Origin of the sequence: Pseudomonas sp. 3HC3 (genome assembly GCF_044904505.1) — a bacterium.
In the GTDB taxonomy this organism is placed as follows: domain Bacteria; phylum Pseudomonadota; class Gammaproteobacteria; order Pseudomonadales; family Pseudomonadaceae; genus Aquipseudomonas; species Aquipseudomonas putida_Y.
The window spans coordinates 19,758-41,099 of sequence record NZ_JADDRH010000028.1 but is presented as its reverse complement, the minus strand read 5'-3'; the positions used below and the strand labels follow the sequence as shown (position 1 = coordinate 41,099).

Annotated in this window: 21 protein-coding genes; 17 read left to right on the top strand and 4 right to left on the bottom strand. The window is 62.7% G+C overall.

Translation table 11 applies throughout. The annotated features are described in order from the left end of the window. Positions 1-136: 136 nt before the first annotated feature. Complete coding sequence (locus tag INQ47_RS24405) at positions 137-829, bottom strand: alpha/beta family hydrolase (RefSeq protein ID WP_404702806.1); 693 nt, start codon at positions 827-829, stop codon at positions 137-139. A gap of 50 nt (positions 830-879) precedes the next feature. On the opposite strand from INQ47_RS24405, the gene ccoN (INQ47_RS24400) reads away from it, so the two are divergent. The 16 genes from ccoN (INQ47_RS24400) (at position 880) to INQ47_RS24325 (ending at position 16,769) form a co-directional block, all read left to right on the top strand. Next, complete coding sequence (ccoN, locus tag INQ47_RS24400; RefSeq protein ID WP_003254280.1) at positions 880-2,304, top strand: cytochrome-c oxidase, cbb3-type subunit I; 1,425 nt, start codon at positions 880-882, stop codon at positions 2,302-2,304. Positions 2,305-2,317: 13 nt separating this feature from the next. Further along, positions 2,318-2,926, top strand: a complete 609-nt coding sequence (gene ccoO / locus INQ47_RS24395; RefSeq protein ID WP_003254281.1) for a cytochrome-c oxidase, cbb3-type subunit II — start codon at positions 2,318-2,320, stop codon at positions 2,924-2,926. Positions 2,927-2,931: 5 nt separating this feature from the next. Beyond that, the gene (locus INQ47_RS24390) at positions 2,932-3,126 is read left to right on the top strand and encodes a cbb3-type cytochrome c oxidase subunit 3 (protein ID WP_021784453.1); all 195 of its coding nucleotides are present in this window, start codon (positions 2,932-2,934) and stop codon (positions 3,124-3,126) included. Continuing rightward, a complete protein-coding gene (gene ccoP, locus INQ47_RS24385) occupies positions 3,123-4,064 on the top strand; it encodes a cytochrome-c oxidase, cbb3-type subunit III (protein WP_404702805.1) in 942 nt (313 codons plus the stop codon). Before INQ47_RS24390 ends, ccoP (INQ47_RS24385) begins: the two co-directional genes overlap by 4 nt. Before the next feature lie 721 nt (positions 4,065-4,785). Further along, on the top strand, positions 4,786-6,228 hold the full coding sequence (gene ccoN, locus INQ47_RS24380) for a cytochrome-c oxidase, cbb3-type subunit I (protein WP_003254284.1): 1,443 nt from the start codon (positions 4,786-4,788) through the stop codon (positions 6,226-6,228). Continuing rightward, a complete protein-coding gene (gene ccoO, locus INQ47_RS24375; RefSeq protein ID WP_003254286.1) occupies positions 6,228-6,836 on the top strand; it encodes a cytochrome-c oxidase, cbb3-type subunit II in 609 nt (202 codons plus the stop codon). The genes ccoN (INQ47_RS24380) and ccoO (INQ47_RS24375) overlap by 1 nt, the downstream gene beginning before the upstream one ends. A 5-nt stretch (positions 6,837-6,841) precedes the next feature. Next, a complete protein-coding gene (locus INQ47_RS24370) occupies positions 6,842-7,033 on the top strand; it encodes a CcoQ/FixQ family Cbb3-type cytochrome c oxidase assembly chaperone (RefSeq protein WP_003254287.1) in 192 nt (63 codons plus the stop codon). Then, complete coding sequence (ccoP, locus tag INQ47_RS24365) at positions 7,030-8,007, top strand: cytochrome-c oxidase, cbb3-type subunit III (protein ID WP_021783044.1); 978 nt, start codon at positions 7,030-7,032, stop codon at positions 8,005-8,007. Before INQ47_RS24370 ends, ccoP (INQ47_RS24365) begins: the two co-directional genes overlap by 4 nt. A 301-nt stretch (positions 8,008-8,308) precedes the next feature. Beyond that, entirely contained in the window at positions 8,309-9,724 is a 1,416-nt protein-coding gene (gene ccoG / locus INQ47_RS24360; RefSeq protein WP_404702804.1) for a cytochrome c oxidase accessory protein CcoG, read from the top strand. Between the two features lie 15 nt (positions 9,725-9,739). Next, positions 9,740-10,267 carry a FixH family protein gene (locus INQ47_RS24355; RefSeq protein ID WP_404702803.1) on the top strand — a complete coding sequence of 176 codons (528 nt, stop codon included), beginning with the start codon at positions 9,740-9,742 and terminating at the stop codon, positions 10,265-10,267. A 146-nt stretch (positions 10,268-10,413) separates the two neighbouring features. Continuing rightward, the gene (locus INQ47_RS24350; RefSeq protein WP_404702802.1) at positions 10,414-12,888 is read left to right on the top strand and encodes a heavy metal translocating P-type ATPase; all 2,475 of its coding nucleotides are present in this window, start codon (positions 10,414-10,416) and stop codon (positions 12,886-12,888) included. Then, a complete protein-coding gene (gene ccoS / locus INQ47_RS24345) occupies positions 12,867-13,082 on the top strand; it encodes a cbb3-type cytochrome oxidase assembly protein CcoS (protein WP_021783040.1) in 216 nt (71 codons plus the stop codon). Before INQ47_RS24350 ends, ccoS begins: the two co-directional genes overlap by 22 nt. Then, positions 13,075-13,758: a sulfite exporter TauE/SafE family protein gene (locus INQ47_RS24340; protein WP_021783039.1), complete on the top strand. Its 684-nt coding sequence runs from the start codon at positions 13,075-13,077 to the stop codon at positions 13,756-13,758. Before ccoS ends, INQ47_RS24340 begins: the two co-directional genes overlap by 8 nt. Before the next feature lie 105 nt (positions 13,759-13,863). Further along, a complete protein-coding gene (gene hemN, locus INQ47_RS24335) occupies positions 13,864-15,246 on the top strand; it encodes an oxygen-independent coproporphyrinogen III oxidase (protein ID WP_028696985.1) in 1,383 nt (460 codons plus the stop codon). 185 nt (positions 15,247-15,431) lie between these two features. Continuing rightward, complete coding sequence (gene fnrA, locus INQ47_RS24330) at positions 15,432-16,166, top strand: Crp/Fnr family transcriptional regulator FnrA (protein WP_003254301.1); 735 nt, start codon at positions 15,432-15,434, stop codon at positions 16,164-16,166. A gap of 54 nt (positions 16,167-16,220) precedes the next feature. Next, positions 16,221-16,769, top strand: coding sequence for an adenine phosphoribosyltransferase (locus INQ47_RS24325; protein ID WP_009683910.1), 549 nt, complete (start codon positions 16,221-16,223; stop codon positions 16,767-16,769). A gap of 113 nt (positions 16,770-16,882) precedes the next feature. On the opposite strand, the gene recR is transcribed toward INQ47_RS24325, so the two are convergent. The 3 genes from recR to dnaX all read right to left on the bottom strand — a co-directional run bounded on the left by recR (position 16,883) and on the right by dnaX (position 20,226). After that, positions 16,883-17,485: a recombination mediator RecR gene (gene recR / locus INQ47_RS24320; RefSeq protein ID WP_003254304.1), complete on the bottom strand. Its 603-nt coding sequence runs from the start codon at positions 17,483-17,485 to the stop codon at positions 16,883-16,885. A 266-nt stretch (positions 17,486-17,751) separates the two neighbouring features. After that, a complete protein-coding gene (locus INQ47_RS24315; protein ID WP_003254305.1) occupies positions 17,752-18,087 on the bottom strand; it encodes a YbaB/EbfC family nucleoid-associated protein in 336 nt (111 codons plus the stop codon). 63 nt (positions 18,088-18,150) lie between these two features. Then, on the bottom strand, positions 18,151-20,226 hold the full coding sequence (gene dnaX, locus INQ47_RS24310; RefSeq protein ID WP_404702801.1) for a DNA polymerase III subunit gamma/tau: 2,076 nt from the start codon (positions 20,224-20,226) through the stop codon (positions 18,151-18,153). A 121-nt stretch (positions 20,227-20,347) separates the two neighbouring features. On the opposite strand from dnaX, the gene INQ47_RS24305 reads away from it, so the two are divergent. Beyond that, positions 20,348-21,154 (top strand): substrate-binding periplasmic protein, encoded by an 807-nt coding sequence (locus tag INQ47_RS24305; protein ID WP_404702800.1) that lies wholly within the window; start codon positions 20,348-20,350, stop codon positions 21,152-21,154. The last annotated feature ends 188 nt before the right edge of the window (positions 21,155-21,342 follow it).

The window sequence follows — 21,342 nt, the reverse complement described above, 5'->3', positions numbered from 1 at the left end:
TGTTGGCCAGAAGCAAAAAGCTTCCTCGAACAGGCCTGATACATAGATGCAACCGGGTTCCTATGTTCAAAAAAGCAGCTAGACAGTGTGGGCGAGTCCATACATAGGAGCGGGTTTACCCGCGAAGAATCCAGCACTAATCTTTCAGGAAGTCAGCAACGCGTTCAGCCGCCGCCTGCAAGTGCTGCTCATGGCTGAACCCCGAAGCCTTCAACGGCTTCAGGTCATGGTCCCCCGCCACTAGCCAGCTCACCTCGATCGCCGGCGACAACGCATACCCCGCCACCGCCTCGCGGTTACCCAGCGCATCCCGCTCGCCCTGCACGATCAACGTCGGTGTCTTCAACTCGGCCAAGTGCTCTACCCGTGGCTTCTCGGGTTTACCCACCGCGTAGAACGGATACCCCAGGCACACCAGCGCATCCGCGCCCAGTTCGTCGGCCAGCAGGCTCGCCATGCGCCCGCCCATGGACTTGCCCCCCACGGCCAGCTTGCCCGCGACCAAAGGTCGCACTTGCCGGTACACCTCGCGCCAGCATTCAAGCAACACCTTCTGCGGGTTCGGCGGCCGCTTGCCACCGGTAACCCTGCGCTCGGCCATGTACGGGAACTCGAAGCGCACTACCGCTACCCCAAGAGCCGCAAGCCTTTGCGCCATTTCGTCCATGAACCCGCTGTCCATCGGCGCGCCCGCGCCATGGGCCAGGATCAGGCACCCCTTGTAGCCCCCTTTACCTTCAACCCGCGGAGGATCGCAGCGCAAGCCTGGGACATTTGCGACCTTCGCCCATTGATCCCCGTCAATACCGGCACTTTGCCCATTAATCATGCTTGCCTCGCTGTAAAGCCTGCCAAATAACCGTGGATGGGAACCCATACATGAACACAACCAGCAGTACCGCCTATAACTACAAGGTGGTCCGCCAATTCGCCATCATGACGGTGGTGTGGGGAATCGTCGGGATGGGGCTCGGCGTCTTCATCGCCGCCCAGCTCGCCTGGCCGTCCCTCAACTTCGACCTCCCCTGGACCAGCTTCGGCCGCCTGCGCCCCCTGCATACCAATGCGGTGATCTTCGCGTTCGGCGGCTGCGCACTGTTCGCCACCTCCTATTATTCGGTGCAACGCACCTGCCAGACCACCCTGTTCGCACCGGGCCTGGCCGCGTTCACGTTCTGGGGCTGGCAACTGGTTATCCTGCTGGCGGCCATCAGCCTGCCGCTGGGCTACACCAGCTCCAAGGAATACGCCGAACTGGAATGGCCGATCGACATTCTGATCACCATCGTTTGGGTGGGCTACGCCATCGTGTTCTTCGGCACGCTGATGAAGCGCAACACCAAACACATCTACGTCGGCAACTGGTTCTTCGGCGCCTTCATCCTGACCGTGGCACTGCTGCACATCGTCAACAACCTGGAGCTGCCGGTCAGCCTGACCAAATCCTACTCGGTCTACGCAGGCGCCACCGATGCCATGGTGCAGTGGTGGTACGGCCATAACGCGGTGGGCTTCTTCCTGACCGCAGGCTTCCTGGGGATGATGTACTACTACGTGCCCAAGCAGGCCGAACGGCCAGTGTATTCGTATCGCTTGTCGATCGTGCACTTCTGGGCGCTGATCACCCTGTACATCTGGGCCGGCCCGCACCACCTGCATTACACCGCCCTGCCCGACTGGGCACAGTCGCTGGGCATGGTGATGTCACTGATCCTGCTGGCACCCAGCTGGGGCGGCATGATCAACGGCATGATGACCCTGTCGGGCGCCTGGCACAAACTGCGCAGCGACCCGATCCTGCGCTTCCTGGTGGTGTCGCTGGCGTTCTACGGCATGTCCACCTTCGAAGGCCCGATGATGGCCATCAAGACGGTCAACGCCCTGTCCCACTACACCGACTGGACCATCGGCCACGTCCACGCCGGCGCCCTCGGCTGGGTAGCGATGATCTCGATCGGCGCGCTGTACCACACCATCCCCAAAGTGTTCGGCAAAGAACGCATGTACAGCCTCGGCCTGATCAATGCGCACTTCTGGCTGGCCACCATCGGTACCGTACTGTACATCGCCTCGATGTGGGTCAACGGCATCGCCCAGGGCCTGATGTGGCGCGCGGTCAACAGCGACGGCACGCTCACCTACTCGTTCGTGGAAACCCTGGTGGCCAGCCACCCAGGCTTCGTCGTGCGCTTCGTCGGCGGCGCGATCTTCCTCAGCGGCATGTTCCTGATGGCCTGGAACACCTGGCGCACCGTGCGTTCGCCAGCGCTTGACGTCGCCCCTGCGAACGCCCAGTTGGCTTGAGGAGAAACGCCTGATGAAACATGAAGTCATCGAGAAAAACGTCGGCCTGATGGCCCTGCTGATGGTATTTGCCGTCAGCATCGGCGGCCTGACCCAGATCGTCCCGCTGTTCTTCCAGGACGTCACCAACAAACCGGTCGAAGGCATGAAGCCCTACACCGCGCTGCAACTGGAAGGCCGCGATGTCTACATCCGCGAAGGTTGCGTGGGCTGCCACTCGCAGATGATCCGCCCGTTCCGTGCCGAAACCGAGCGTTACGGCCACTACTCGGTGGCCGGTGAAAGCGTGTGGGACCACCCGTTCCTGTGGGGTTCCAAGCGCACCGGGCCGGACCTGGCCCGGGTCGGTGGCCGCTACTCGGACGACTGGCACCGTGCGCACCTGTACAACCCGCGCAACGTGGTGCCGGAGTCGAAGATGCCGTCCTACCCGTGGCTGGTTGCCCAGCAGGTCGACAACAGCCACACCGACGTCAAGATGCGCACCCTGCGCACCCTGGGCGTGCCGTACACCGACGACGACATCGCCGGCGCCCGTGAAGCAGTCAAGGGCAAGACCGAGATGGATGCACTGGTCGCCTACCTGCAGGTGCTCGGCACCGCGATCAAGAACAAGAGGTGAGTGCGATGGAAATGGACATCGGCATGATCCGCGGGCTGGGCACCCTGGTGGTGATGATTGCCTTCATCGGCCTCACCCTGTGGGTCTTCAACCGCCGCCGCGACCGTGATTTCGCCGAAGCGCGCCTGCTGCCCTTCGTCGACGACCGCCTGCCCCCTGCCGGGCAGGAGCCTGCTGCAAAAAGGAGTAACGGGCAATGACCACCTTCTGGAGTACGTACATCAGCGTACTGACCATCGGTAGCCTGATTGGCCTGACCTGGCTGCTGCTCGCCACGCGCAAGGGCCAGAGCAACAACACCACCGACGAGACCATGGGCCACAGCTTCGACGGCATCGAGGAGTACGACAACCCGCTGCCCAAGTGGTGGTTCTGGCTGTTCGTTGGCACCTTGGTGTTCTCGGTCGGCTACCTGATCCTCTATCCGGGCCTGGGCAACTGGAAAGGCATCCTGCCGGGCTATGAAAATGGCTGGACCGGCGCCAACGAATGGCAGAAGGAAATGGACAAGGCCGATGCCAGGTTCGGTCCGATCTTCGCCAAATACGCCGCCATGCCCGTAGAAGAAGTGGCGAAGGACCCGCAGGCGCTGAAAATGGGCAGTCGCCTGTTTGCCTCCAACTGCTCGGTGTGCCACGGCTCCGACGCCAAGGGCGCTTTCGGCTTCCCCAACCTCACCGACAGTGACTGGCGCTGGGGCGGCGATCCGGAAACCATCAAGACCACCATCATGGGCGGTCGCCATGGCGTGATGCCGGCCTGGGCCGAAGTGATCGGTGACCAGGGCGTGGCCGATGTGGCTGCATTCGTGGTCAGCAAACTCGATGGCCGCACACTGCCTGAGGGCGCGAAAGCCGATGTCGAGAACGGGCAGAAGATCTTTGCTGCCAACTGCGTGGCGTGCCACGGGCCGGAAGGCAAAGGTACACCCGCCATGGGCGCACCGAACCTGACCCACCCGCAGGCGTTCATCTACGGCTCGAGCTTTGCCCAGTTGCAGCAGACCATTCGTTATGGCCGCCAGGGGCAGATGCCGGCGCAGGCCGAGATCCAGGGCAACGACAAGGTGCACCTGCTGGCGGCTTATGTGTATAGCCTGTCGCAGGATGGTTCGGCTGAGGCTGTGACGGCCAAGTGAGTTTGCCGAAAGGGATTTGCCAAGTGAGTTCGCCGAAAGGCATTCGCCGCCTGTGAGATCGAGCGCCGCCCGCGCGGCGCTTCGCGGGTAAACCCGCTCCTACGTTTGTTTCGGGCCAATTATTCCTGTGGGATTTGCGCGCGACCGCCTTGGCGCATGTCTCGATATCGCGTCGTACAAACAAGGCGGTCGCGCGCGCCTGGCACAGGAGGGACTGGCCCGAAACAAACGTAGGAGCGGGTTTACCCGCGAAGCGCCGCGCGGGCGGCGCTCGATCTCTGCCCCACCACAACACTCAAACCTTACACCCCCGCCCCACCACAACACTCAAACCTTACACCCCCCGCCCCACCACAACACCCAAACCTTACACCCCCCGCCCACCACCAGCCTCAGCCCCCTTCCCTTGCACCCCCACCGAACACAACTAAGCTTGTTGCCTCAGTGGGCTTCGCTCCGAAAGGACCGAAGCAGACACGGCGCGTAGGCTGTCGCCGCCCTAAAAAAAGCCTGACCGATCGATCAGAAAAATGTGGAAAATGGTACACATTACAAATATTTATTTGTGTACAATCGCCCGAACCCGATCCCTGCGGGACATCAGTGAACGGGCCTGGACACGGGTCGGCGTACCAAAGTTGCGTTGCGGTAACCTTGCTGGTTATCAATACTGGCGCCGATTTTTCGACCAACAAGAACATCAAAACCGTGGAACCTTAGAATGAGCACAGCAATCAGTCCGACTGCTTATAACTATAAGGTCGTCCGCCAGTTCGCCATCATGACGGTGGTCTGGGGGATCCTTGGCATGGGCCTCGGCGTCTTCATCGCCTCGCAGCTGGTGTGGCCGCAACTGAACCTGGACCTGCCCTGGACCAGCTTCGGCCGCCTGCGCCCCCTGCACACCAACCTGGTGATCTTCGCCTTCGGGGGCTGTGCGCTGTTCGGCACCAGCTACTACGTGGTGCAGCGCACCTGCCAGACCCGGCTGATCTCCGACAGCATGGCCGCCTTCACCTTCTGGGGTTGGCAAGCCGTGATCGTCGGCGCGCTGATCACCCTGCCGATGGGCTACACCACCACCAAGGAATACGCCGAGCTCGAGTGGCCGCTGGCGATCCTGCTGGCTATCGTCTGGGTTACCTACGGCCTGGTGTTTTTCGGCACCATCGTCAAGCGCAAGACCAAGCACATTTATGTCGGCAACTGGTTCTATGGTGCGTTCATCGTGGTCACCGCGATGCTGCACATCGTCAACCACATCTCGCTGCCGGTGAGCCTGTTCAAGTCGTACTCGGCCTACTCCGGCGCCACCGACGCGATGATCCAGTGGTGGTACGGCCACAACGCCGTGGGCTTCTTCCTCACCACCGGTTTCCTGGGGATGATGTACTACTTTGTGCCCAAGCAGGCCGAGCGGCCGATCTACTCGTATCGCTTGTCGATCGTGCACTTCTGGGCGCTGATCACCCTGTACATCTGGGCCGGCCCGCACCACCTGCACTACACCGCCCTGCCTGACTGGGCGCAGTCGCTGGGCATGGTGATGTCGATCATCCTGCTGGCGCCAAGCTGGGGCGGCATGATCAACGGCATGATGACCCTGTCGGGCGCCTGGCACAAACTGCGCACCGACCCGATCCTGCGCTTCCTGGTGGTGTCGCTGGCGTTCTACGGTATGTCCACCTTCGAAGGCCCGATGATGGCCATCAAGACCGTGAACTCATTGTCGCACTACACCGACTGGACCATCGGCCACGTCCACGCCGGCGCCCTCGGCTGGGTGGCAATGATCTCGATCGGCGCCGTGTACCACATGATCCCGAAACTCTACGGCCGCGAGCAGATGCACAGCATCGGCCTGATCAACGCGCACTTCTGGCTGGCCACCATCGGTACCGTGCTGTACATCGCCTCGATGTGGGTCAACGGCATCACCCAAGGCCTGATGTGGCGCGCCATCAACGATGACGGCACCCTCACCTACTCCTTCGTCGAAGCCCTGCAGGCCAGCCACCCCGGCTACATCGTCCGCGCTTTGGGCGGTGCGTTCTTCGCCAGCGGCATGCTGCTGATGGCCTACAACGTATTCCGTACCGTACGTGCCGCCAACCCGGCACAGGCTGAAGAGGCCGCCAAGATCGTCGTTGTGGGAGCGCACTGATGAAGCATGAAGCCGTCGAGAAGAACATAGGCCTGCTGGCCTTCTTCATGGTCATCGCCGTGAGCGTCGGTGGCCTGACCCAGATCGTCCCGCTGTTTTTCCAGGACGTCACCAACAAACCGGTCGAGGGCATGAAGCCGCGCACCGCGCTGGAGCTGGAAGGCCGCGATATCTACATCCGCGAAGGCTGCGTGGGCTGCCACTCGCAGATGATCCGCCCGTTCCGTGCCGAAACCGAGCGTTACGGCCACTACTCGGTAGCCGGTGAGAGCGTGTGGGACCATCCGTTCCTGTGGGGTTCCAAGCGTACCGGGCCGGACCTGGCCCGCGTCGGTGGTCGCTACTCCGATGACTGGCACCGTGCGCACCTGTACAACCCGCGCAACGTGGTACCGGAATCGAAGATGCCGTCCTACCCGTGGCTGGTCGAGAACAAGCTCGACGGCAAAGACACCGCGAAGAAGATGGAAGTGCTGCGCACACTCGGCACCCCGTACACCGACGCCGACATTGCCGGCGCACGTGACGCGGTCAAGGGCAAGACCGAAATGGACGCCATCGTCGCGTACCTGCAGGGTCTTGGCACCATCATCAAGAGCAAACGGTGACGCTGATGGATATCGGGATGATTCGCGGCCTGGGCACCGTCGTGGTGATGGTGGCCTTCGTGGGCCTGGCGCTGTGGGTGTTCAACCCACGGCGTAAAAAGGACTTCGACGAAGCGACCCAACTGCCCTTCGCGGATGACCCCGAGGCCACCCGGCACGTCGAGCAAGCAAAAGCTTCTGGGAGCAAACAACAATGACAACCTTCTGGAGTCTGTACGTTACCGTCCTGACCCTGGGCACCATCTTCTCGTTGACCTGGCTGCTGCTGTCGACCCGCAAGGGCCAGCGCGAAGAGGTTACCGACGAAACCGTCGGGCATGCCTTCGATGGCATCGAGGAGTACGACAACCCGCTGCCGAAATGGTGGTTCTGGCTGTTCGTCGGCACCATCATCTTCGCCCTCGGCTACCTGGTGCTATACCCGGGCCTGGGCAACTGGAAAGGCATCCTGCCGGGCTATTCGTACCTGGATAACGACAAGCAGACCGAGTTTTCCAACGGCCAGCCGGGCTGGACCGGTGTGCACGAGTGGGAAAAGGAAATGGCCAAGGCCGACGCCCGCTTCGGGCCGATCTTCGCCAAATTCGCGGCCATGCCCATCGTGGATGTGGCCAAGGACCCGCAGGCATTGAAAATGGGCGCGCGACTGTTCGCCTCCAACTGCTCGGTGTGCCACGGTTCCGACGCCAAGGGCGCCTTCGGCTTCCCCAACCTCACCGACAATGACTGGCGCTGGGGCGGCGAGCCGGAAACCATCAAGACCACCATCATGGGCGGCCGCCATGGCGTGATGCCGGCCTGGGCCGAAGTGATCGGTGACCAGGGTGTGGCCGATGTGGCTGCATTCGTGGTCAGCAAACTCGATGGCCGCACACTGCCTGAGGGCGCGAAAGCCGATGTCGAGAACGGGCAGAAGATCTTTGCTGCCAACTGCGTGGCCTGCCACGGGCCGGAAGGCAAAGGTACACCCGCCATGGGCGCACCGAACCTGACCCACCCGCAGGCGTTCATCTACGGCTCGAGCTTTGCCCAGTTGCAGCAGACCATTCGTTATGGCCGCCAGGGGCAGATGCCGGCCCAGGAACAGCTGCAGGGCAATGACAAGGTGCACTTGCTGGCGGCTTATGTGTACAGCCTGTCGCACCAGGCTGAACCGGCCAAGGCTGAGTAAGGCAGGCCTGGCCTCTTCGCGGGTTAACCCGCTCCTACAGCGATCGCGGTCTATGTAGGAGCGGGCTTGCCCGCGAAGAGGCCCTTACAGCCACCGCATTTCTAGCAGGCTGATGACCTGGATCAATTGACACCCGCCATAACACGTTTCATGCCACGAACCCAACGCGACTAAAGGTCGCAGTGCGAACCCATACCGCCATCAGCGGCGTATCATGGACCGCAGAGCGCTAGCAGATTGCGCGAGACTGCGGCCCGCACGCACAGGCCGCGGCGTTTCTCCACTGCCGTGGGACTTGATGATGAGCAAGCAAATTCCGGTACATGATGTAACCCCGCCCGCCAACAAAGGGAAGGATTCCGTCGACCTCTATGCCTCCCGCGAAAAAATCTACACTCGCGCCTTCACCGGGCTGTTCCGTCGCCTGCGCATGGTCGGTGGTGCCGCACTGTTCCTGCTGTACTTCGGCACTGTGTGGCTGAACTGGGGTGGTCACCAGGCCGTGTGGTGGAACCTGCCTGAACGCAAGTTCTACATCTTCGGCGCTACCATCTGGCCGCAAGACTTCATCCTGCTCTCGGGCATTCTCATCGTCGCCGCCTTCGGCCTGTTCTTCATCACTGTGTTCGCCGGCCGGGTGTGGTGCGGCTACACCTGCCCGCAAAGCGTGTGGACCTGGATTTTCATGTGGTGCGAAAAGGTCACCGAAGGTGACCGTAACCAGCGCATGAAGCTCGACAAAGCCCCCATGAGCGGCAACAAATTTCTGCGCAAATTCGCCAAGCACAGCCTGTGGCTGCTGATCGGCTTTGTCACCGGCATGACCTTTGTCGGCTACTTCTCGCCGATCCGTGAACTGGTGATTGAATTCTTCACTGGCCAGGCCGATGGCTGGGCCTACTTCTGGGTCGGCTTTTTCACCCTCGCCACTTATGGCAACGCCGGCTGGCTGCGCGAACAGGTGTGCGTGTACATGTGCCCCTATGCACGCTTCCAGAGCGTGATGTTCGACAAGGACACGCTGATCGTGTCCTACGACCCACGCCGTGGCGAAACCCGCGGGCCACGAAAAAAGGACGCTGACTACAAAGCCCAAGGCCTGGGCGACTGCATCGACTGCACCATGTGCGTGCAGGTCTGCCCTACCGGCATCGATATCCGTGACGGCCTGCAGATCGAGTGCATTGGCTGCGCCGCCTGTATCGATGCCTGCGACAGCATCATGGACAAGATGAACTACCCCAAAGGGCTGATCAGCTACACCACCGAACACAACCTGTCCGGACAGAAGACCCACATGCTGCGCCCGCGCCTGATCGGCTATGCCGTGGTACTGCTGGTGATGATGATCGGGCTGGCGACGGCCTTCGCCACCCGTTCGCTGGTCGGTTTCGACGTCAGCAAAGACCGCGTGCTGTACCGAGAAAACGCCCAGGGCCGGATCGAGAACGTGTACAGCCTGAAGGTGATGAACAAGGACCAGCGCGATCACGTCTACGTGCTGGACGCCGCCGGCCTGCCGGACCTCAAGCTCGAAGGCCAACGCGAGATCCGCGTGGCCGCCGGTGATATCGTCAGCCTTCCCGTGCAGCTGTCGGTCGCCCCCGAGAAGCTGCCATCGACCACCAACGAAATCACCTTCATCCTCAAGAGCGCCGACGACAGCGACGCCCAGGTTGAAGCCAAGAGCCGTTTCATCGGCCCACAGATCCGCTAAGAGAGATAACGCACAATGCCTGCCGCCACCGCCGCCAGCCCCTGGTACAAGCACCTCTGGCCCTGGATCATCATCGGCATCCTCACCACCTCGGTGTGCCTGAGCCTGACCATGGTCAGCATCGCTGTGCATAACCCGGACAACCTGGTGAACGACAACTACTACGAGGCCGGCAAAGGCATCAACCGCTCGCTGGACCGTGAATTGCTGGCGCAGAAGCTAGGCTTGAAGGCCAGTGTGCACCTCGATGATCTGACTGGCGAAGTGGACCTGCGTCTGACCGGTAACAGCGACCCGCAAAGCGTGGAGCTGAACCTGATTTCGCCAACCCAGCCAGAGAAAGACCGCAAGGTGCTGCTAAGCCGGGTCGAAGCAGGGCGCTATGTGGGGCAGCTGGAAGACAAGGTCGACGGGCGCCGCTTTGTCGAACTGCTGGGTAGCGAAGGGGGCCAGGTGTGGCGCTTGTTCGAAGAGGAAAAAGTGGCGCATGGTGTGACCTTGCAGCTGGGTGATGAAGCACTGCAAGGCGCCGAACACCAATAGTCGTACCACTTCTCCCTGTGTAGGAGCGGGCTTGCCCGCGAATGCGATAGCTCAGGCAACGTTGTTTTCAGGCCTGACGCATTCGCGGGCAAGCCCGCTCCTACAGGTTTCGATTCAGGCCGGCCGATCTGTAAGGCAATGACGCAATGACCCAACCCACCCCCTGCTACCACTGCGCCCTGCCCGTCCCCGCCGGCAGCCGCTTCACCGCCGTGGTCCTTGGCCAGTCCCGGCAGTTCTGCTGCCCCGGTTGCCAGGCGGTGGCCGAGTCGATCGTCGCTGGAGGCCTGGAGCACTACTACCAGCACCGCAGTGACACTAGCGCCAACCCCGAAGCCCTGCCCAGGCAGTTGCAGGACGAGCTGGCCCTTTACGATCGTAGTGACGTGCAACAAACCTTCGTCCGCCACCAGGGCGAGCTGGCCGAAACCACCCTGCTGGTCGAAGGCATCAGTTGCGCCGCCTGCGGGTGGCTGATCGAAAAGCACTTGCGCAACCTGCCTGGTGTCGCCGAGGCGCGCCTGAACCTGTCCAATCACCGCCTGTTGCTGAACTGGGATGACCAGCAGCTACCGCTGTCGCGCCTGCTCGCCGAGCTGCGACAGATCGGCTACGCCGCCCACCCCTATCAGCCCGACAAGGCCACCGAGCAGCTGGCCCGGGAAAACCGTAGCGCCTTGCGCCGCCTGGGCGTGGCCGGACTGCTGTGGTTCCAGGCAATGATGGCAACCATGGCCACCTGGCCGGAGTTCAACATCGACCTGTCGCCCGAACTGCACACCATTCTGCGCTGGGTGGCGCTGTTCCTCACCATCCCCATCGTGTTCTATAGCTGCGCGCCATTCTTCAAAGGCGCGGCACGCGACCTGCGCACCCGCCACCTGACCATGGACGTTTCAGTGTCGCTGGCCATTGGCCTTGCCTTCGGCGCTGGCATCTGGACGGCCATCACCGGCAGCGGCGAGCTGTATTTCGACACCGTGGGCATGTTCGCCCTGTTTCTCCTCACCGGCCGCTACCTGGAACGCCGAGCCCGAGAACGCACGGCTGCGGCCACTGCGCAGCTGGTCAACCTGCTGCCGGCCTCATGCCTGCGCCTGGACGCCTTCGGCCGCAGCGAGCGCATCCTGCTTGGCGAACTGCGCTGCGGTGACACCGTGCAAGTGCTGCCAGGCGCGGTAATCCCGGCCGACGGGCGTATCGTAGAAGGCCGCTCCAGCGTCGACGAATCACTGCTGACCGGCGAATACCTGCCACAGCCCCGCCAAGTAGGCGAACGGGTCACCGGCGGCACGTTGAACGTCGAAAGCACCCTGAACGTGGAAGTCGAAGCCCTCGGTCACGATTCACGGTTGTCGGCCATCGTCCGCCTGCTGGAGCGTGCCCAGACCGAAAAACCGCGCCTGGCGGAAATTGCCGACCGCGCCTCGCAGTGGTTCCTGCTGTTTTCGCTGCTGGCCGCCGTTGCCATCGGCCTGTGGTGGTGGCACCTGGACCCGACGCGGGCGTTCTGGATCGTGCTGGCCATGCTCGTGGCCACCTGCCCTTGTGCCCTGTCTTTGGCTACGCCAACCGCACTGACCGCCGCCACCGGAACCCTGCACAAGCTTGGCCTGCTGGTGACCCGCGGCCATGTGCTGGAAGGCCTGAACCAGATCGACACGGTAATCTTCGACAAGACCGGCACACTGACCGAGGGCCGCCTGGCCTTGCGCAGCATTCGCCCGCTCGGCAGCCAGGCAGCCGACCGCTGCCTGGCCCTTGCCGCCGCGCTGGAAAACCGCTCCGAGCACCCCATCGCCCGCGCCTTCGGCCGTACCGCCACGCCTGCCGATAATGTGCAGAGCATACCTGGCCTGGGCCTGGAAGGGCTGGTGGACGGGCAGCGCCTGCGCATTGGCCAGGCCACCTTCGTCTGCGCCTTGAGCGGCGCGCAAATCCCCGCCGTGCCGGAGCCGCGCGGCCAATGGCTGCTGCTGGGCGACCGCCAGGGGCCATTGGCCTGGTTTGGCCTGGACGACCGTCTGCGCGACGATGCCCCGGCCCTGCTCGCTGCCTGCAAGGCACGTGGCTGGCGCACGCTGCTGCTGTCGGGCGACAGCTCGCCAATGGTTGCCGAAGTGGCCGCACAACTGGGCATCGACCAGGCCATTGGCGGCCTGCGGCCAGACGACAAGCTTGACCAGCTGAAAGCCCTGCAGGCACAGGGGCGCAAAGTGCTGATGCTCGGCGACGGTGTCAACGATGTGCCGGTGCTGGCCGCCGCCGACATCAGCATCGCGATGGGTAGCGCCACCGACCTTGCCAAGACCAGCGCCGATGCCGTACTGCTGTCCAACCGCCTGCAGGCGCTGGTGCAGGCCTTCGACCTGGCCCGTCGAACGCGGCGCAACATCCTCGAGAACCTGCTGTGGGCGACCTTGTATAATGGCCTGATGTTGCCGTTCGCCGCGCTCGGCTGGATCACGCCGGTGTGGGCCGCCATCGGCATGTCGGTTAGCTCGCTGATCGTGGTGCTCAATGCCTTGCGCCTGACCCGTATGCCAGTGGCCTCGGGCCCGCTGCCCCACGAAGCCCCTTTACCCGGGAGGAAGTCGCCATGCCCGCCCTCTATGTCATGATCCCGGCAGCCCTGCTGCTGGTCGGCGTGGCCGTGTACATCTTCTTCTGGGCGGTAGACAGCGGCCAGTACGACGACCTTGAAGGCCCCGCCCATAGCATCCTGTTCGACGATCAGGACCCGCGCCACCAGGCGGCCGTGAAGCCTGACGACGCCCCGGCCGACACCGACAAGGAACCACCTCCCCGTGCCTGACCTGCTTCCGCTGCTGGGCTCGGCACTGGTCCTTGGCCTGCTAGGGGGCGGTCACTGCCTGGGCATGTGCGGTGGCCTGATGGGCGCACTGACCTTGGCCATCCCCCCCGAACAACGCGGCAAGCGCCTGCGCCTGTTGCTGGCGTATAACCTGGGGCGCATTTTCAGCTATGCCTGCGCCGGCCTGTTGCTGGGCCTGGCAGGCTGGGCCGTGGCCAGCAGCCCGGCAGCGCTGGCGCTGCGGGTGGCTGCGGCGCTGCTGCTGATTGCCATGGGCCTGTACCTGGCCGGCTGGTGGAGCGGGCTGACCCGTATCGAGGCACTTGGCCGCGGGTTGTGGCGGCATATCCAGCCGCTGGCGTCGCGCTTGCTGCCGGTGTCCAGCCTGCCCCGGGCGTTGCTGCTGGGCGCCTTATGGGGCTGGCTGCCGTGCGGTTTGGTTTACAGCACCCTGCTGTGGGCGGCCAGCCAGGGCAACGCCGGGTACAGCGCGGTGTTGATGCTCGCGTTCGGGGTGGGCACCTGGCCGGTGTTGCTGGCAACCGGGCTGGCTGCCGAACGGGTAAACGCCCTGTTGCGGCGACGCAGTGTGCGCGTGGCGGGTGGTGTGCTGGTGATGCTATTCGGTGTCTGGACCCTGCCAGGCCCACACCAGCACTGGCTGATGGGGCATTGACGGGGGCTGCAAGGCAGCCCCAATGCCCTTGATACAAATCAACACAGTTTCCTACAGACGGCCATAGACTCCGGTGCACTGCTGCTCTTTCCGGGGACTACCCTCATGCTCGACGAACTACGTTGGGATACCGACCTGATCCGCCGCTACGATCTCGCCGGACCACGCTACACCTCTTACCCAACCGCCGTGCAACTGCACAGCGAGGTGGGTTCGTTCGACCTGCTCAACGCCCTGCGCGAGAGCCGACGGGCCGTGCGCCCGCTGTCGCTGTACGTGCATGTGCCGTTCTGCGCCAACATCTGCTACTACTGCGCCTGCAACAAGGTCATCACCAAGGACCGCGCGCGCGCCGCGCCCTACCTGCAGCGCCTGGAGCAGGAGATCCAGTTGATCGCCTGCCACCTGGACCCTAAACAACGTGTTGAACAGCTGCATTTTGGTGGCGGCACACCAACCTTCCTCAGCCATGTGGAACTGCGCCAACTGATGGCCACCCTGCGCCAGCACTTCCACCTGCTGGACGACGATTCCGGCGACTACGGCATCGAGATCGACCCTCGCGAAGCCGACTGGTCGACCATGGGCCTGCTTCGCGAACTGGGCTTCAACCGCGTCAGCCTGGGTGTGCAGGACCTTGACCCGGCCGTACAGCGGGCGATCAACCGCCTGCAGAGCCTGGAGCAGACCCGCACCCTGATCGAGGCTGCCCGCACGCTACAGTTTCGCTCGGTCAACCTCGACCTGATCTACGGCCTGCCCAAGCAAACCCCGGAAGGCTTTGCCCGCACCGTCGAAGAGGTGATCCGCCTGCAGCCCGACCGCCTGTCGGTGTTCAACTATGCCCACCTTCCCGAACGCTTCATGCCGCAACGGCGCATTGACAGCAACGACCTGCCCAGCGCCGCCGCCAAGCTGGAGATGCTGCACGCCACCATCGACCAACTGACCGCCGCCGGTTACCGCTACATCGGCATGGACCACTTCGCCCTGCCCGACGACGAACTGGCCATTGCCCAGGAAGAAGGCACCTTGCAGCGCAACTTCCAGGGCTACACCACCCACGGGCATTGCGACCTGATTGGCCTGGGCGTGTCGGCGATCAGCCAGATCGGCGACCTGTACTGCCAGAACAGCAGTGACCTCAGCACCTACCAGGACAGCCTGTCCAACGCCCAGCTGGCCACCCAGCGCGGCTTGCTGTGCAACCACGACGACCGTATACGCCGGGCGGTGATCCAGCAGCTGATCTGCCATTTCGAGCTGGATTTCGAACCCATCGAACAGGCTTTCACCCTGGATTTTCGCGGTTACTTCAACGACCTCTGGCCCGAACTGCTGACCTTGCAGCGCGACGGCCTGATCAGCCTGGACGACAAGGGCATTCGCATCCTGCCCGCCGGCCGGCTGCTGGCGCGCTCGGTATGCATGGTGTTCGACGCGTATCTGGCAATGCACAACCGCCAGCGTTTCTCGCGAGTGATCTGAAAAACAAGGCATTCACCGCATGGACAAGCTTCCTTGTCAGGCACACTATCAGCACACAAGGACTCCCGGCAGGCCAGCTGCCGGGGTTTCGCCAGCGCGCACCATCACCGCGCACACTGGCCTACACCCTGTGTCGTGAGTTACCCTTACGACTTATGTGTGCTTTCCCACAAGGATCGATTCAAATGTCCGAGCCAGTCAAACTGCGCCCACACAACCAGGCCCATTGCAAGGATTGCAGCCTGGCCCCCCTGTGCCTGCCTCTTTCGCTGAACCTGGAAGACATGGACGCACTGGATGAAATCGTCAAACGCGGGCGGCCGCTCAAGAAAGGCGAGTTTCTGTTCCGCCAGGGTGACAGTTTTGGCTCGGTCTACGCAGTACGTTCCGGAGCCCTGAAAACCTTCAGCCTCAGCGACAGCGGCGAAGAGCAGATCACGGGCTTCCACCTGCCCAGCGAACTGGTCGGCCTGTCGGGCATGGATACCGAGGCCTACCCGGTATCGGCCCAGGCCCAGGAAACCACTTCGGTGTGTGAAATCCCCTTCGAGCGGCTTGACGAGCTTTCGGTGCAACTGCCGCAGTTGCGTCGCCAGCTGATGCGGGTAATGAGCCGCGAAATCCGCGACGACCAGCAAATGATGTTGCTGCTGTCGAAAAAGACCGCCGACGAGCGCATTGCCACCTTCCTGGTCAACCTGTCGGCGCGCTTCCGTGCCCGTGGCTATTCGGCCAACCAGTTCCGCCTGAGCATGTCGCGCAACGAAATCGGCAACTACCTTGGCCTGGCGGTAGAAACCGTGTCGCGGGTGTTCACCCGCTTCCAGCAGAACGGCCTGCTGCGCGCCGAGGGCAAGGAAGTGCACATCCTCGACCCGATCCAGCTGTGCGCGCTGGCCGGTGGTGCAATCGAGGCCTGAGGCCACGTTTAGCGGGTATACTTGGGCATTCGTTTTCCCAGGATACCCGCAACAATGCACAGCGACGCCTTCGACCTCAAAGCCCTGATCCGCCCGGTAGTGGACTTCCCAAAACCGGGTGTGATCTTCCGCGACATTACCCCGTTATTCCAGTCGCCACGCGGGCTGCGCTATGTGGCCGACCAGTTCATCGAGCGCTATGTCGAGGCTGAATTCAGCCACATCGGCGCCATGGACGCGCGGGGCTTCCTGATCGGCTCGATCATCGCCCATCAGCTGAACAAGCCGCTGATCCTGTTCCGCAAGCAGGGCAAGCTGCCGGCCGACGTACTGAGCGAGGGTTACCAGACCGAGTACGGCGAGGCCTTCCTGGAAGTGCATGCCGACAGCCTGTGCGAAGGCGATTCGGTGTTGATCTTCGATGATTTGATAGCAACTGGCGGGACCCTGCTGGCGGCGGCCAACCTGGTGCGTCGTACCGGGGCGCAGGTGTTCGAGGCGGCGGCGATCATCGACCTGCCGGAACTGGACGGCTCGCGTCGATTGCAGGCGGCCGGGGTACCTACCTTCTGCCTGACCGAGTTTTCCCTCAGCGAGTACTGAGTGGGCTTTTGGGGCTGCTTTGCAGCCCATTCGCGGGTAAACCCGCTCCTACAAAGGCCGCGCATTTTTTGTAGGGTTTACCCGCGAATGGGCCGCCAAGCGGCCCCAATGAATCAGAGCGAAATGGGCCGGCGCCCTGCAAAGGCATGGGCCAGGGTACCGCCGTCCACCATCTCCAGCTCGCCGCCCAGCGGCACACCATGGGCAATGCGAGACGCCACCAAGCCCTTCTCGCTCAGCAACTGGGCAATGTAATGCGCCGTCGCTTCGCCTTCCACCGTCGGGTTGGTCGCCAGGATCACCTCGGTAAAAGTGCCCTGCTCTTCGATCCGCGCCATCAGCTGCGGAATGCCGATCGCCTCAGGCCCCAGGCCATCCAGCGGCGACAGGTGCCCCTTGAGCACGAAGTAACGGCCACGGTAGCCCGTCTGCTCCACCGCATACACATCGGTCGGCCCCTCGACCACGCACAGCTGGGTGTCGTCACGGCGCGGGTCGGCGCACTGCGGGCACAGCTCCTGCTCGGTGAGGGTGCGACACTGGCGGCAATGCCCTACCCCTTCCATGGCCTGGGTCAAGGCCTGAGCCAGGCGCAGCCCGCCACTGCGGTCGCGCTCGAGCAGTTGCAGGGCCATGCGCTGGGCGGTTTTCTGACCGACACCTGGCAAGATGCGCAGGCCGTCGATCAGTTGGCGGATGAGGGGGCTGAAGCTCATGGGAAAGGCCTGACAATTCAATAAGAGGCGGTTTATACCCAGCGAGGGCGGTGGCGTCAAATCAGGTCACCCCAAGTCTACGCGCCCTGCAGTTATATGAGCGCAATTGCCTTGCACAAAACTGGAAAGCCACAGTGATCGTGCAAAATTTCAAAGTTCGAGCACAACAGTTGTCCCGACATAAAAAAGCAGACCGCGCCTGGGTTGAGATCTACGCAAAAAAAACGCCGCTGATATCAGCGGCGGTTTTGAGTATCGCAATGCCCTTAGAACGGCATCTTGAAGCCTGGCGGCAGCTGCATGCCAGCGGTCATGCCGCCCATCTTTTCCTGGCTGCTTTGCTCAACCTTGCGCACTGCGTCGTTCAGCGCAGCGGCAATGAGGTCTTCCAGTACTTCCTTGTCATCTTCATCAGTCGACATCAGGCTCTGGTCGATGCTGACGCGCTTGACGTCGTGACGACCGGTCATCACCACGCTCACCAAGCCACCACCGGACTGGCCAGTGACTTCGGCGTTGGCCAGTTCTTCCTGCATCTTCTGCATTTTTTCCTGCATCTGCTGGGCCTGCTTCATCAGGCCGGCCATGCCACCTTTCATCATGGGGTATACCTCGATTGGGTCATGTGATGCGGCCCGGCACCGGGCCGGCCGCATGGTTATCCGTTACTGGCCCTGGCTGACCAGGGCTTCTACAGGCTCAATAGTATCCTGCCGCACCTTGGCGCCGAACAACTTGATCATCTGCTGGATCAACGGATCCTGCTCGATCGAAGCAACTGCATCCTGCTGGCGCTCGGCACGCTTGCGCGCTGCGGCCTGAGCCGGGGTTTCCTGCTCGGGCAGGATCAGCTCGATACGCAGGTTCAGCGTGCGCCCCAGGTGCTGGTTGAGCGCTTCGTTCAGGCGCCGCTGCTGGGTTGCGTTGAACAGCGCCCCCTGGCCCGGGTCCAGATGCAGCAGCCAGTCGTCGCCATCGGCGGCAATCAGCGTACAGTTTGCTGCGATGTTGCCTGTCATCCCGGACACAGGCAACTGTGGGAATAATTCCAGCCATTGCAGGGCCAGGCCGGTGGCCGGTTTGGCTGCCGGCAACGGTTCGGCAGCCGGTTTGGACACGTCTTCCTGAACATGATCGGCCAACTCGTCCAGGTAGCTGAAACCTGCCGGATCGCTTTCGCCGCCGTAATAGTCTTCGTCCAACGGTGGCTCATCGTCCCGGTCCATCCCCACGGCAGCGTAGGCGGACGGGTCGAAGGGCGGCTCGTCGTGTACCGGGGTGGCCTGTGCGGACGGCACCGGGGCAACAGGCTCGGGCGCAGGAGCCGGGGCAGGAGCAGGTTCAGCCGCTGACGGCGCAGGTGCAACTGCTGGTTCTTCCCACGGCAGGTCGACCACTTCGGCGACAGGCTGAGGTACCGAGATGGCCTCGGCCTCGGCTTTCAGCTCAAGGTCTGGCTCGGCCTCCGGCTCATGGTCAGCCGTCGCGGGGGCAGGCACTTCAAGCTGCGGCGCTTGCGCTACCGGCTCCGCCGGCACGGCGGCGACAGGCGATGAAAGCGCGACCGGCGCCGGGGCTGCCACCTGCGCTGCAGGATCAGCTGTGGCCTGGCTGATCCCCGTTGGCTTTAGCACCGGCTTCGGTGCATCGTCCGTGTCTGCCGGGCGGAACGCCAGCATGCGCAGCAGCACCATCTCGAAGCCACCGCGCGGGTCCGGTGCAAGGGGCAGGTCACGGCGGCCAATCAGGCCCATCTGATAATAGAACTGCACATCCTCGGCCGGCAGCGCCGAAGCCAGCGCCAATACCCGCTCGCGATCACCCTGGCCGTTGTCTACCGCTTCGGGCAGCGCCTGGGCAATGGCTACACGGTGCAGCACATTGAGCATTTCGGCCAGAACGCCCGACCAGTCCGGCCCTTGCTCGGCCAAGTTACGCACGGCCTCCAGCAAAGCCCTGGCATCGCCTTCGAGCAGTGCCTGCAAGACCCCATACACCTGGCCATGGTCGAGGCTACCCAACATGGCACGTACATCGGCAGCCAGTACCTTGCCTTCACCAAAGGCGATGGCCTGGTCGGTCAGGCTCATGGCATCACGCATGGAACCATCGGCCGCACGGCCCAGCAGCCACAGGGCATCTTCCTCGAACGGCACATTTTCGGCGGCCAGTACGTGGCTGAGGTGCTCCACAACCCGCTCCGGGCTCATGTTTTTCAACGAGAACTGCAGGCAGCGCGACAGGATAGTGGCCGGCAGCTTCTGCGGGTCGGTGGTGGCGAGGATGAACTTGACGTAGGGCGGTGGCTCTTCCAGCGTCTTGAGCAAGGCGTTGAACGAGTGGGTCGAGAGCATGTGCACTTCGTCGATCAGGTAGACCTTGAAGCGCCCACGGCTGGGGGCGTACTGCACGTTATCGAGCAGTTCGCGGGTGTCCTCGACCTTGGTGCGGCTGGCGGCGTCGATCTCGATCAGGTCGACGAAACGGCCTTCGTCGATTTCACGGCACACCGAACAGGTGCCACAGGGCGTGGAGGTGATGCCGGTTTCACAGTTCAGGCACTTGGCGATAATACGGGCGATGGTCGTCTTGCCCACGCCGCGGGTACCGGTGAACAGGTAGGCATGGTGCAGGCGCTGGTTGTCCAAGGCATTGATCAAGGCCTTGAGCACATGGGTCTGGCCGACCATTTCGCGGAACGAGCGCGGACGCCATTTTCGTGCAAGAACCTGATAACTCATCGAAAAACCATCGTAGCCTGATCGAGCGGAAGATCGCTAATGCTAGCGGAGCGGGGGCAAAATTGCACCCTGCGCAACTCGTCTAAGCTTGGAATGGCGCATTGTCCAGGGAGGATTGCCTTTGCGAAGACTGCTGGCCCTGTTACTGCTGTGGTCTACAAACAGCATGGCTGACCAGCCGGTGCTGCGCTTTTCCGTCGCCGAGAGCTGGAGCATGCCGCTGGTACGCATCGAAGACGATCAGCCAGTGGAGGGATTGCTTCACGACCTGATGCAAGCCGTTGCCAGGGAGGTGGGCGTTCGCCCCGAGTTTCACGTCATGGCCCGCCTGCGTCTGGAGGAGGCGATGAGCAGCGGCGATATAGATGTCCGTTGCTACGTCAGTACCCAATGGCTCAACGACCGTCCAAGGGATTTTGTGTGGAGTATCCCGCTGATTCATCAGCGCGATGTGCTGGTTGGCCGCGCTGGCGACAGCACCCCGATACCCCCGGAGCGACTGCCACCCCAGGCGATCGGCACGGTGCTGGGCTACACCTATTCAACCCTGCAACCGCTGCTGGACCACGGCCAGCTGCACCGTGAGGACAGCCGCAGCCAGTTGCTGGTGCTGCAAAAGCTGCAGGCAGGCCGGTATCGCCATGCGGTGAGCAACCAGTTGTCGCTACAGTGGTTCAACCAAGGGTTGCCAGCGGAGCAGCAATTGCAAGCGCTGGCGGTGCTGGACGAACAGGATTTGGGGTGCATGGTGCGCAACGATCCGGCGATACCGACACAAGGGCTGTTGCGGGCGCTGGTAAGAATGAAGCAGTCGGGGCAGATCGAGCGAATTGTGCGGCGGTATGGAGGGACGGGTGACCCGGACAGTATGTCTGTGGCCCGGCCCGAAATACCCAGCAAAATGCCGGCACACAGCCAGCGCAACTAACGGCCCTGCTCATTTCGCGAACGCTTGCGCAAACACTGTGGGAGCAACTGTCTTTCTCAATTTCTAAAAGCTGGCGCGATCCCTGTGGGAGCGGGCTTGCCCGCGAACACCGGCATAGCCGGTGCCATCCACCGCGTTATATTCTTCGCGGGCATGCCCGCTCCCACAGCGTTGTGCGGCACACTCAC